General features: G+C 55.9%; 12 protein-coding genes and 1 riboswitch. Of the genes, 8 read left to right on the plus strand and 4 right to left on the minus strand.

Annotation, left to right across the window (positions count from 1 at the left end; all coding sequences use genetic code 11):
- Positions 1-49 precede the first annotated feature (49 nt).
- A riboswitch (TPP riboswitch) is annotated at positions 50-159 on the minus strand.
- 50 nt (positions 160-209) lie between these two features.
- The gene (rsd, locus tag LZ634_RS01920; RefSeq protein ID WP_234502052.1) at positions 210-695 is read right to left on the minus strand and encodes a sigma D regulator; all 486 of its coding nucleotides are present in this window, start codon (positions 693-695) and stop codon (positions 210-212) included.
- 98 nt (positions 696-793) lie between these two features.
- Here rsd and nudC point away from each other — a divergent pair, with 98 nt between their 5' ends.
- The 6 genes from nudC to LZ634_RS01950 all read left to right on the plus strand — a co-directional run bounded on the left by nudC (position 794) and on the right by LZ634_RS01950 (position 5,149).
- On the plus strand, positions 794-1,567 hold the full coding sequence (gene nudC, locus LZ634_RS01925; RefSeq protein ID WP_234502053.1) for an NAD(+) diphosphatase: 774 nt from the start codon (positions 794-796) through the stop codon (positions 1,565-1,567).
- 39 nt (positions 1,568-1,606) lie between these two features.
- Complete coding sequence (hemE, locus tag LZ634_RS01930; RefSeq protein ID WP_234502054.1) at positions 1,607-2,671, plus strand: uroporphyrinogen decarboxylase; 1,065 nt, start codon at positions 1,607-1,609, stop codon at positions 2,669-2,671.
- Between the two features lie 9 nt (positions 2,672-2,680).
- Positions 2,681-3,361 (plus strand): deoxyribonuclease V, encoded by a 681-nt coding sequence (gene nfi / locus LZ634_RS01935; protein WP_234502055.1) that lies wholly within the window; start codon positions 2,681-2,683, stop codon positions 3,359-3,361.
- Between the two features lie 33 nt (positions 3,362-3,394).
- Entirely contained in the window at positions 3,395-3,985 is a 591-nt protein-coding gene (locus LZ634_RS01940) for a YjaG family protein (protein WP_234502056.1), read from the plus strand.
- A gap of 186 nt (positions 3,986-4,171) precedes the next feature.
- On the plus strand, positions 4,172-4,444 hold the full coding sequence (gene hupA / locus LZ634_RS01945; RefSeq protein WP_061284714.1) for a nucleoid-associated protein HU-alpha: 273 nt from the start codon (positions 4,172-4,174) through the stop codon (positions 4,442-4,444).
- A 12-nt stretch (positions 4,445-4,456) separates the two neighbouring features.
- A complete protein-coding gene (locus LZ634_RS01950) occupies positions 4,457-5,149 on the plus strand; it encodes a DUF1481 domain-containing protein (RefSeq protein WP_234502062.1) in 693 nt (230 codons plus the stop codon).
- A gap of 3 nt (positions 5,150-5,152) precedes the next feature.
- Here LZ634_RS01950 and zraP read toward each other — a convergent pair whose 3' ends face one another.
- Positions 5,153-5,593 carry a zinc resistance sensor/chaperone ZraP gene (gene zraP / locus LZ634_RS01955; RefSeq protein ID WP_234502057.1) on the minus strand — a complete coding sequence of 147 codons (441 nt, stop codon included), beginning with the start codon at positions 5,591-5,593 and terminating at the stop codon, positions 5,153-5,155.
- Between the two features lie 250 nt (positions 5,594-5,843).
- On the opposite strand from zraP, the gene zraS reads away from it, so the two are divergent.
- Together zraS and zraR are read left to right on the plus strand one after the other, a co-directional pair.
- Positions 5,844-7,223 carry a two-component system sensor histidine kinase ZraS gene (zraS, locus tag LZ634_RS01960; RefSeq protein WP_234502058.1) on the plus strand — a complete coding sequence of 460 codons (1,380 nt, stop codon included), beginning with the start codon at positions 5,844-5,846 and terminating at the stop codon, positions 7,221-7,223.
- The gene (gene zraR, locus LZ634_RS01965; protein ID WP_234502059.1) at positions 7,220-8,548 is read left to right on the plus strand and encodes a sigma-54-dependent response regulator transcription factor ZraR; all 1,329 of its coding nucleotides are present in this window, start codon (positions 7,220-7,222) and stop codon (positions 8,546-8,548) included. Before zraS ends, zraR begins: the two co-directional genes overlap by 4 nt.
- Here zraR and purD read toward each other — a convergent pair.
- Positions 8,545-9,834, minus strand: a complete 1,290-nt coding sequence (gene purD, locus LZ634_RS01970) for a phosphoribosylamine--glycine ligase (RefSeq protein WP_234502060.1) — start codon at positions 9,832-9,834, stop codon at positions 8,545-8,547. The two genes, zraR and purD, sit on opposite strands and share 4 nt — an antisense overlap.
- 15 nt (positions 9,835-9,849) lie before the next feature.
- A complete protein-coding gene (purH, locus tag LZ634_RS01975; protein WP_234502061.1) occupies positions 9,850-11,439 on the minus strand; it encodes a bifunctional phosphoribosylaminoimidazolecarboxamide formyltransferase/IMP cyclohydrolase in 1,590 nt (529 codons plus the stop codon).
- Positions 11,440-11,676: the final 237 nt, after the last annotated feature.

Genomic DNA, 11,676 nt, shown 5'->3' on the forward strand with positions numbered 1-11,676 from the left:
GAGGATTCTCTCAGTTGCCGCCTTGATGCAACGTGAATGATTTTGTGTAATCGGCACGACTCTTGTTCCCTTCGCAGGTCTTAACCTGATCAGGTTCCGCGGATCCCGAATTAACGGTCTCAGCCCGTGCTTGCGCACTGGGCACTCCGACAAGAAGTAACCTCAGATGAGAGGTAATGAATGTAAACTACTCGTTAATGCCGCAAATCTCAAGCCGGGCGTTTTAATTCACCCTGATCGAGCGTTTCGAAAGCCAGCATTATCAATTTGTCTTCCAGCCGGAAGCGGGCTTCCAGCGCTTCGCCAATGTCGGACAACGCCTGCTGAAACTCATAGCAGTTATCCTGATCGATGGCGCTTTCCAGTGTGGAGTCGTAGAAATCCATAATCAGCTGCGTGTTGGCATCCAGCTGCGGCCAAATCTTCGTCGCGTTTAAAAGCGGAGTGTCGCCTTCCATTTTATGGATAATACGTTCATAAATACTGAAATGACCGGCAGAAAGGTAGTCGACCAGACGCTGGCAAAAATCATCGAGCGCTTTTTCGTTAAGACGCATGAACGATTCTTTGCCAGGCTTAAGGCCAACCAGATTGTAGTAAGCCACGAGCAGGTGCTTACGAATATTCAGCCAGCGGTCGACCAGTCTATGGTGTCCTTTTACACGCTCTGTCAGGCTCTCTAACTGGTTTAGCATAGGTTGACCCCCGCATCGTTAAGATTAAAATCTGCTCACGTCAAAATGTAATAATAATGTTAATAACATGCCTGTGAAGCAAAGGTTGCGCAAGAGATATGGATCGTATAATTGAAAAATTGGATCGCGGCTGGTGGATAGTCAGCCACGAACAAAAATTATGGTTGCCCGGTGGCGAAATACCACATGGCGAAGCGGTAAATTTCGATCTTGTGGGGCAGCGCGCGCTGCAGATTGGTGAATGGGAAGGATCCCCGGTGTGGCTGGTTCAACAGTCGCGCCGCCATGATATGGGATCGGTGCGGCAGGTGCTCGATCAGGACGTCGGCCTGTTCCAGCTTGCCGGGCGCGGCGTGCAGTTGACGGAGTTTTATCGCTCGCACAAATTCTGTGGCTACTGTGGGCACCCCATGCATCCGAGCAAAACCGAATGGGCGATGCTGTGCAGCCACTGCCGCGAACGCTACTACCCGCAAATTGCCCCCTGCATTATTGTCGCCATTCGCCGCGATGACTCCATTCTCCTTGCCCAGCACGTTCGTCACCGTAACGGTGTGCATACCGTGCTGGCCGGCTTCGTGGAAGTGGGCGAAACGCTGGAACAGGCGGTGGCGCGCGAGGTGATGGAAGAGAGCGGTATTAAAGTGAAAAATCTGCGCTACGTGACCTCTCAACCCTGGCCGTTCCCACAGTCGCTGATGACCGCTTACATGGCGGAGTACGACAGCGGTGAGATTGTTATCGACCCGAAAGAGCTGCTGAACGCCAATTGGTACCGCTACGACGATTTACCGCTGCTTCCACCGCCGGGCACCGTCGCACGTCGGCTGATTGAAGATACCGTGGCAATGTGTCGGGCTGAATACCAGTGACATGTTACACTGAGCGCATCAACGCTAAAGGAATGTAAAATGACCGAACTCAAGAACGATCGTTATCTGCGTGCGCTGCTGCGCCAGCCCGTTGATGTGACTCCGGTGTGGATGATGCGCCAGGCAGGCCGCTATTTGCCGGAGTACAAAGCCACCCGCGCACAGGCCGGCGATTTTATGTCGCTGTGCAAAAACGCCGAGCTGGCTTGTGAAGTGACGCTGCAGCCGCTGCGCCGCTACCCGCTTGATGCGGCGATCCTCTTCTCGGATATCCTGACCATCCCCGATGCGATGGGGCTGGGGCTCTATTTCGAAACCGGGGAAGGCCCACGCTTTACCTCGCCAATTACCAGCAAAGCTGACGTGGACAAGCTGCCGATTCCGGATCCGGAAGGCGAGTTGGGCTACGTCATGAACGCCGTGCGAACCATTCGCCGCGAATTGAAAGGCGAAGTGCCGCTGATTGGTTTCTCCGGTAGTCCGTGGACGTTGGCGACCTACATGGTGGAAGGCGGCAGCAGTAAAGCCTTTACCGTGATTAAAAAAATGATGTATGCCGATCCGAAAACGCTGCATCTGCTGCTCGATAAGCTGGCCAAAAGCGTCACTCTGTACCTGAATGCCCAGATTAAAGCCGGTGCGCAGTCGGTGATGATTTTTGATACCTGGGGTGGCGTGCTGACCGGTCGTGATTATCAGCAGTTCTCGCTCTATTACATGCATAAAATCGTCGATGGTTTGCTGCGTGAAAATGATGGCCGCCGCGTGCCGGTGACGCTGTTTACCAAAGGCGGCGGACAGTGGCTGGAAGCGATGGCAGAAACCGGCTGCGATGCGCTGGGCCTTGACTGGACCACTGATATTGCCGATGCGCGCCGTCGCGTGGGCCATAAGGTTGCGCTGCAGGGCAACATGGATCCGTCCATGCTCTACGCGCCGGGTCCACGTATTGAAGAAGAAGTGGCGACGATCCTTGCCGGTTTTGGTGAGGGCGAAGGCCACGTCTTTAACCTCGGTCACGGCATTCATCAGGACGTGCCGCCGGAACACGCGGGCGTCTTCGTGGAGGCGGTTCACCGTCTGTCGGCGCAATACCACCGCTAAGGGATGAGTATGGATCTCGCGTCGCTGCGCGCGCAGCAGCTTGAGCTTGCTGGATCGGTTTGCCGTGAAGATCGTTTGTTAAGCGATCCGCCGCGTCTTATCGGCGGCGCCGACGTGGGATTCGAGCAGGGTGGTGAGGTGACGCGTGCAGCGATGGTGCTGCTGAAGTATCCGTCGCTTGAACTGGTCGAGTATCAGGTGGCGCGTATCGCCACCACCATGCCGTACATCCCCGGATTTCTCTCGTTTCGCGAAGCGCCGGCGCTGATGGCGGCATGGCAGCAACTGTCGCAAAAGCCTGACCTGCTGTTTGTCGACGGCCACGGCATTTCTCATCCCCGTCGTCTCGGCGTGGCCAGCCATTTTGGCCTGCTGGTGGATGTTCCCACCCTTGGCGTGGCGAAAAAACGCCTGTGCGGTCAATTTGAACCGCTGGCGGCTGAATCCGGCGCGCTGGCACCGCTGATGGATAAAGGCGAGCAGTTGGCCTGGGTATGGCGCAGTAAAGCACGCTGCAACCCGCTGTTTATCTCAACGGGCCACCGCATCAGCGTCGATAGCGCGTTAGGCTGGGTGCAGCGCTGCATGAGCGGCTATCGTCTGCCAGAGCCCATGCGCTGGGCAGACGCGGTGGCATCGGAACGCCCGGCATTTATGCGCCTTGCAGCAAAAATGCCCCATATCAGGTAAACTGCGGTTAATTTCCGTATTTGAGAACTCATCATGTTACAAAACCCGATTCACCTGCGTCTGGAGAAGCTGGAAAGTTGGCAGCACGTCACCTTTATGGCTTGCCTATGTGAACGCATGTACCCGAACTACGCCATGTTCTGCAAGCAAACCGAATTTAACGATGGTCAGATTTACCGCCGCATCCTCGATCTGGTGTGGGAATCACTGACGGTTAAAGATGCGAAAATCAACTTCGATAGCCAGCTGGAAAAGTTTGAAGAAGCGATTCCTGTGGCCGACGACTACGATCTGTACGGCGTGTACCCGGCAATCGATGCTTGTGTGGCGTTGAGTGAATTAATCCACTCCCGTTTAAGTGGCGAAACGCTCGAGCATGCTGTCGAAGTCAGCAAGTGTTCGATTACCACCGTAGCGATGCTGGAAATGACTCAGGCTGGTCGCGAAATGACCGACGAAGAGCTGAAATTGAACCCCGCTGTAGAGCAAGAATGGGACATTCAGTGGGAGATTTTCCGCCTTTTAGCCGAGTGCGAAGAACGCGATATTGAACTGATTAAAGGGCTGCGCGCAGACCTCCGCGAAGCCGGCGAAAGCAATATTGGTATAAATTTTCAGCAATGAGGCAATAAAACGTGATTTACCGCCTGAATTGTCACGCCTGAAGGCTTCACATCTGCCCCCCGTCTGGTCTACATTTGGAGGGCGAAAAAAAGTGGCTATCGGTGCGTGTATGCAGGAGAGTGCTTTTCTGGCATTTTCGTCGCACTCGATGCTTAGCAAGCGATAAACACATTGTAAGGATAACTTATGAACAAGACTCAACTGATTGATGTAATTGCGGACAAGGCTGAACTGTCTAAAACCCAGGCTAAAGCTGCACTGGAATCCACCTTGGCTGCTATTACTGAGTCTCTGAAAGAAGGTGATGCTGTGCAACTGGTTGGTTTCGGTACCTTCAAAGTGAACCACCGCGCTGAGCGTACTGGCCGCAACCCGCAGACCGGTAATGAAATCAAAATCGCCGCAGCCAACGTGCCGGCATTTGTTTCTGGCAAAGCACTGAAAGACGCTGTTAAGTAAGATTGCGTGGCAGTGAACAGTTTTAAAGAAGGGGCGGTTTCGCCCCTTTCGTTTCTCTGGCGCCGTTTATCGGGGTTGGCGGGCGTACTGTTGCTGACAGCCTGTAGCCATAACAGCGAATTACCTCCCTTTACCGCCAGCGGCTACGCTGACACGCAGGGTGCCGTGCGCATCTGGCGTAAAGACAGCAGCGGTGAGACGCACCTTCTGGCCACCTTAAGTCCGTGGCACAACGGCAGCACCTCAACCAGCGAGTATCGCTGGCAGGATGATAAGCTGCGGCTGATCGAACTGAATATCTACGGTAAACCCTCCGAACACATCCGCGCCCGTTTCGACAGTAACGGCGAGCTGAGTTTTATGCAGCGCGAGACTGATGGGCAAAAACAGCAGCTCTCCAGCGACCAGGTCGCACTTTATCGCTATCGTGCGGAGCAGATCCGTCAGACCAGCGATGCGCTGCGGCTGGGGAAAGTCGTGCTGCGCCAGGGGCGCTGGCATGCCGACAAGACGGTGACGACATGCGAAGGCGAGACGGTTAAACCTGATTTTGACTCGCGCGCCCTCGGGCATATTGCCAGTCGCCAGAGCCGTGCCACGGCTGAGGTGAGCATTGCCTGGCTGGAAGCACCAGAAGGCTCCCAGCTCCTGCTGGTGGCAAACCAGGACTACTGTACCTGGCAGCCGACCGAAAAGACTTTCTAAGGTTTACCCGCGGTGCATGCCGCCCATATGGCCGCCGTTGTGTCCGCCACCCTCGCAGCCATAGCCCATCCCCCCGTGACGCGGAATACCAGCCTGAGCCATTGCGACATCAAACTTAACCCGCTGCTGGTCAAGCTGCTGGCTCAATGCCTCTCTTTCTTTCGCGACGGCCTCAATTTTGGCGCTATCGGGTTTATCCGCTGTGAGCAGCGCGTTGTACTCATAGTGTTTGGACGTTAACTGCTGGCGCAGTGCATTGGTCTGGGCGTAATAGTCGTTACGCAGCTTTTGCACGGTAGCCTGCTGGGCCTCGGTAAGTTGGCTGTAGCCGCCGTTCTTTGAGTCATTGTTCCAATGATGTGGGCCCGCCAGGGCTACGCCGCTGGTCAGGGTAAGCGTAGCGAAGGCTAATAGCGCAAGGGTCAGTTTATTGTTCCGTTTCATGGTTGATTCTCCTGTAGTGTGTTCTCCTTAGCTATTGCATCTTCTGTGCCAGCTTCTCATGTCGCGATATAAGCGGGGTGGCGTGCGGCGGATTGCTCAGAGCGAGTAAAAATGACCCGCAGCGGGTATCCAGCCGAGTCATTTTTACCCGTTCACTCGGGGGAATTGTGCTGATAGGCCGGGTTACGGGGCATGAAGAGTGGCATGATTTCTGCTGAGGGATAGCACAGGAAAAAGAAAAGGAAGCACCATGAACCTCTTACGATTACCGAAGGATTCGTTAGCGACCGGCATTAGCTGGCTGCTAACCGGCATGGTGTTGCTGCTGATGTGTTTGTTCTCTACGCTCATCGTTCGCGACCATCTGCGGGAAAACGCGTCGGCACAGCAAACGATTGAGGAGAAGGGCCGCGTGCTTATCCGCGCGCTGGAGTCCGGGGCGCGTGTCGGAATGGGAATGCGGATGCATCATGCGCAGCTCCAGACCATGCTGGAAGAGATGGCGTGGCAGCCCGGCGTACTGTGGTTTGCGGTGACCGATGAGCAGGGGAAAATTATTGCCCACAGTGACGCGCAGCAGGTGGGACAGCCGCTTTACGACGCCCGGACGATGCAGACGCTCGCGCCGGGCGATACCGAGCGCTGGCGGCGATTAACGTCACCGGAACCGGCGCTGGAAATTTATCGCCAGTTTCGCCCGCTTAATGCGCCCGGTTCACACCATATGCGCATGATGATGCGCCGCAATGTGGTCGAGACGCCGCAGGTTATTTTTATCGCCTTCGATGCCCGCGAGTTGGATGCTGAACAGGCGCGCGGGCTGCGCAATATGATTGTCATGCTGTGTGCCGCTGGCGTCGTGATGGTGGCAACCGTTCTCGCGCAGTTCTGGTTCAATCGCTATCAGCGTTCGCACAGGCAATTGCAGGAAGCCACGCATCGTAAAGATAAACTGGTTGCGCTAGGGCACCTGGCCGCCGGGGTGGCGCACGAAATCCGTAATCCGCTGTCGTCAATCAAAGGATTGGCGAAGTACTTCGCTGAACGCACGCCGCCGGGTGGAGAGGCCTATGAACTGGCGCAGGTGATGGCGAAAGAGGCTGACCGCCTCAATCGAGTGGTCAGCGAGCTGCTGGAGCTGGTGCGTCCGGCGCATTTAAAATGGCAACCGGTGGATCTTAACGAGGTGATAAGCCATTCGCTTCAACTGGTGAGTCAGGATGCGTTAGGCCGGAATATTACGCTGCAATTTACCGCTCAGCCTTCGCTATGCCGTATTCAGGCCGATCCGGATCGCCTCAATCAGGTGCTATTAAACCTCTATCTCAACGCCATTCAGGCGATTGGCCATGAGGGTGCCATTACGGTGTCGGTGGCGGAGTGCGGTGACGGACGCGTCAGGCTTAGCGTGACGGATAGCGGCAAAGGGATGACGGCAGAGCAGCTGCAGGCCATCTTCACCCCGTACTTCACCACTAAAGCCGATGGTACTGGGCTAGGATTGGCGGTCGTTCAGAATATCGTTGAGCAGCACGGCGGGACAATTCACGTTGAAAGCACGCCCGGCAAGGGAGCGGTATTTACCCTCTACCTGCCGGTCAATGGGCAACAAAAGGATGAGCAAGGATGAGTCAGGAACAGATCACTATTCTGGTGGTGGACGACGATATTAGCCACTGCACCATCCTACAGGCGCTACTGCGGGGCTGGGGATATCAGGTTGCGCTGGCCAATAACGGTGTGCAGGCGCTGGAGAAAATCAGGGAGCAGGTATTCGATCTGGTGCTCTGCGATATCCGTATGGCGCAGATGGACGGCATCGAAACGCTAAAAGAGATAAAAGCCTATAACCCATCGATACCGGTGCTCATTATGACAGCCTACTCCAGTGTTGATACGGCGGTAGAGGCATTGAAGTCCGGTGCGCTGGATTATCTGATAAAGCCGTTGGACTTTGACCGTCTACAGCAAACGCTGGCTCAGGCTTTAGCCCATACGCGCCAGCCTGAATGTTCTGCTTCGCCAGGGCCTGCGGCGCAGTTTGGTATGGTCGGCGATAGCCCGGCGATGCAGACGCTGCTGAATAATATCGCGCTGGTGGCACCGTCGGATGCTACCGTGCTCATTCATGGCGAATCCGGTACCGGCAAAGAGCTGGTTGCGCGGGCATTGCATGCCAGCAGCGCTCGTCGTGATAAAGCGCTGGTGACGCTCAACTGTGGGGCGCTGAATGAATCGCTGCTGGAATCAGAGATGTTTGGCCACGAGAAAGGCGCGTTTACCGGTGCGGATAAGCGGCGGGAAGGGCGTTTTGTGGAGGCCGATGGTGGCACGCTGTTTCTGGATGAGATTGGCGATATTTCGCCGCTGATGCAGGTGCGCCTGCTGCGGGCTATTCAGGAACGGGAAGTGCAGCGCGTAGGGAGCAATCAGACGATTTCGGTCGATGTGCGCCTGATTGCCGCAACGCATCGGGATTTAGCCGAAGAGGTGAGCGCCGGGCGTTTTCGTCAGGATCTCTACTACCGTCTGAACGTAGTGACTATCGATATGCCGCCGCTGCGCCAGCGCCATGAGGATATCCCGCAGCTGGCGCACTATTTCCTGCAACGCTATGCCGAACGTAATCGTAAAACGGTGCAGGGTTTTACGCCTCAGGCCATGGACCTGCTGATTCACTACGCCTGGCCGGGTAATATCCGCGAGTTGGAAAATGCGGTAGAGCGTGCGGTGGTCTTGCTGACGGGCGAGTATATTTCGGAACGTGAGCTACCGCTGGCGATTGTCGGTGCTTCCATTCCGGCATCATCGACCGATGAGGGAATTCAACCGCTGGTGGAAGTGGAGAAAGAGGTGATTCAGGCGGCGCTCGAAAAAACGGGCGGCAACAAAACTGAAGCCGCCCGTCAGTTGGGCATTACGCGCAAAACGCTGTTGGCGAAGCTCAGCCGTTAGTTGTGCTCACGCTCGATGGCGCGCCAGCCGATATCGTTACGGCTGAAGCTGCCGTCCCAGTGAATATTAGTCATCAAGGCATAGGCACGTTGCTGCGCTTCGGCGACGGTATGACCCAGCGCGGTGGCGCACAGTACGCGGCCGCCGTTGGTCAGAACACGATCATCGTCAGCAAGCTTTGTTCCTGCGTGGAACACTTTACCGTCGGCAACTTCTTCCAGCGGCAGGCCGTGGATAACATCGCCGGTACGGTAGTCGGCCGGGTAACCGCCAGCGGCAATCACCACGCCCAGCGAGGCGCGTTCGTCCCACTCGGAGGTTTTCTCGTCCAGCTTACCGGCGCAGGCGGCGAGGCACAGATCCACCAGATCTGATTTCATGCGCAGCATGATCGGCTGAGTTTCTGGATCGCCAAAGCGGCAGTTGAACTCGATAACTTTCGGGTTGCCCTGTTTGTCGATCATCAGGCCCGCGTACAAGAAACCGGTGTAGGTGTTGCCTTCCGCCGCCATGCCTTTAACGGTTGGCCAGATGATGCGTTCCATGGTGCGCTGGTGGACTTCATCGGTAACGACCGGAGCAGGCGAGTATGCGCCCATGCCACCGGTGTTCGGGCCGGTGTCGCCATTGCCTACGCGCTTGTGGTCCTGGCTGGTAGCCATCGGCAGTACGTGCTCGCCGTCGACCATCACGATAAAGCTCGCCTCTTCCCCATCAAGGAACTCTTCGATAACGATCCGGTGGCCCGCGTCGCCAAAGGCGTTGCCGGCCAGCATATCGTGTACGGCGGCTTCCGCTTCTTCCAGCGTCATCGCCACGATAACGCCTTTACCGGCTGCCAGACCGTCTGCCTTAATGACGATTGGTGCGCCTTTCTCGCGCAGATACGCTAGCGCAGGCTCGATTTCGGTGAAGTTCTGGTACTCGGCCGTTGGGATCTGGTGACGAGCAAGGAAATCTTTGGTGAACGCTTTGGAGCCTTCCAGCTGCGCAGCGCCTTCGGTTGGTCCGAAGATGGTCATACCGGCGGCGCGGAAAGCATCGACTACACCAATTACCAGCGGCGCTTCCGGGCCGACGATAGTCAGATCAATCTTCTCTTTCTGGGCAAAGCTCAGCAGTGCCGGAATATCGGTAACGCCAATCGCCACGTTTTGCAGTGTTGGCTCCAGCGCGGTACCCGCGTTGCCCGGCGCGACAAAAACGGTATCAACCTGTGGTGACTGCGCTGCTTTCCAGGCCAGCGCGTGTTCGCGCCCGCCGTTGCCAATAACTAATACTTTCATCGTCTGCTCCGTGGATTAATGGCGGAAGTGGCGCATGTCGGTGAAGATCATCGCGATGCCGTGTTCGTCGGCGGCGGCAATCACTTCTTCGTCACGAATAGAACCGCCAGGCTGGATAACGCAGCTCACGCCTACGGCCGCAGCGGCATCAATACCATCGCGGAACGGGAAGAAGGCGTCAGAGGCCATGGCAGAACCTTTTACTTCCAGGCCTTCGTCGGCGGCTTTAATCCCGGCAATCTTAGCGGAGTACACGCGGCTCATCTGGCCTGCACCGATGCCGATGGTCATGTTCTCTTTGGCGTAGACGATGGCGTTAGACTTAACGAACTTCGCCACTTTCCAGCAGAACAGCGCATCGCGCAGCTCTTGTTCGCTCGGTTGACGTTTGGTGACGACGCGCAGTTCGCCTTCTGTCACCATGCCCAGGTCGCGATCCTGAACCAGTAAACCGCCGTTCACACGTTTGAAATCCAGTCCCGGCACGCGCTGAGCCCACTGACCGCAGGTCAGGACGCGGACGTTCTGTTTAGCCGCAGTAATCTTCAGCGCTTCTTCAGTGGCGGATGGCGCGATGATCACTTCAACAAACTGACGAGAGATGATGGCTTGCGCTGTTTCGGCATCCAGCTCGCGGTTGAAAGCAATAATGCCGCCGAATGCGGAGGTTGGGTCGGTTTTGTACGCGCGGTCGTAGGCATCGAGCAGAGAAGTGCTGACCGCAACGCCGCATGGGTTGGCGTGCTTGACGATAACGCAGGCTGGCTCGTGGAATTCTTTGACGCACTCTAGCGCCGCATCGGTATCGGCGATGTTGTTATAAGAGAGCGCTTTACCCTGTACCTGAGCTGCGGTGGCCACAGAGGCCTCTTTAACATTCTCTTCTATATAGAAGGCAGCTTGCTGGTGGCTGTTCTCGCCATAGCGCATATCCTGCTTCTTAATGAAGTTCAGATTCAGCGTACGCGGGAAGCGGCCAGCGGCTTCTTTGCTTTCACCGTGATAGGCCGGAACCATGCTGCCGAAGTAGTTGGCAATCATGCTGTCGTAAGCGGCGGTATGTTCGAACGCTTTGATAGCGAGATCGAAACGGGTATCGAGGGTCAGAGAACCTTCGTTGGCATCCATCTCTTTAATAATAGAGGTGTAGTCGCTGCTCTTCACCACGATAGCCACATCTTTGTGGTTCTTGGCGGCGGAGCGAACCATGGTTGGGCCGCCGATATCGATGTTCTCTACCGCATCTTCCAGCGAGCAGCCTTCACGGGCGACGGTCTCAGCGAACGGGTACAGGTTAACGACGACCATATCAATAGGCTCGATGTGGTGCTGCTGCATAATGGCATCGTCTTGACCACGACGGCCAAGAATGCCGCCGTGTACTTTAGGATGCAGGGTTTTTACACGTCCATCCATCATTTCCGGGAAACCGGTGTAATCGGAAACTTCGGTCACCGGCAGACCTTTCTCTGCCAGCAGGCGGGCTGTGCCACCTGTCGATAGCAGTACCACACCGCGTGCGGAAAGTGCCTGGGCGAATTCGATGATACCGGCCTTGTCAGAAACACTGAGCAGAGCGCGGCGGACTGGACGACGTTGTTGCATGGTAAATCCCCTGGATTTGACTATTACAGAGAGCGTTAGGTGAATTCTTGCGGAAAAACTCAGCTAACGCCCCTTACGGGGCATCCTTGTTTTGCGGTGGCATTGTAACGAAAACGTTTGCGCAACGCTCGCGAATTTTTCGCATTCCGCCGAAGCGGTTATTTTGTCCCTCTATATAAGGCCCAAGATAAAGAGATGAGGGGGGTTAATCATTAGATTTGTGGATAACTCTGTGTG

Origin of the sequence: Kluyvera intermedia (genome assembly GCF_021440345.1) — a bacterium.
GTDB classification, from domain to species: Bacteria; Pseudomonadota; Gammaproteobacteria; order Enterobacterales; family Enterobacteriaceae; genus Kluyvera; species Kluyvera intermedia_A.

Bases quoted from the DNA above. Each gene is read 5' to 3' on its own strand.
- zraR (WP_234502059.1), top strand. From the start codon at position 7,220: ATGAGTCAGGAACAGATCACTATTCTGGTGGTGGACGACGATATTAGC.
- purD (WP_234502060.1), bottom strand. From the start codon at position 9,834: ATGAAAGTATTAGTTATTGGCAACGGCGGGCGCGAACACGCGCTGGCC.
- zraP (WP_234502057.1), bottom strand. From the start codon at position 5,593: ATGAAACGGAACAATAAACTGACCCTTGCGCTATTAGCCTTCGCTACG.
- nfi (WP_234502055.1), top strand. From the start codon at position 2,681: ATGGATCTCGCGTCGCTGCGCGCGCAGCAGCTTGAGCTTGCTGGATCG.
- hupA (WP_061284714.1), top strand. From the start codon at position 4,172: ATGAACAAGACTCAACTGATTGATGTAATTGCGGACAAGGCTGAACTG.
- zraS (WP_234502058.1), top strand. From the start codon at position 5,844: ATGAACCTCTTACGATTACCGAAGGATTCGTTAGCGACCGGCATTAGC.
- LZ634_RS01940 (WP_234502056.1), top strand. From the start codon at position 3,395: ATGTTACAAAACCCGATTCACCTGCGTCTGGAGAAGCTGGAAAGTTGG.
- nudC (WP_234502053.1), top strand. From the start codon at position 794: ATGGATCGTATAATTGAAAAATTGGATCGCGGCTGGTGGATAGTCAGC.
- purH (WP_234502061.1), bottom strand. From the start codon at position 11,439: ATGCAACAACGTCGTCCAGTCCGCCGCGCTCTGCTCAGTGTTTCTGAC.
- rsd (WP_234502052.1), bottom strand. From the start codon at position 695: ATGCTAAACCAGTTAGAGAGCCTGACAGAGCGTGTAAAAGGACACCAT.
- hemE (WP_234502054.1), top strand. From the start codon at position 1,607: ATGACCGAACTCAAGAACGATCGTTATCTGCGTGCGCTGCTGCGCCAG.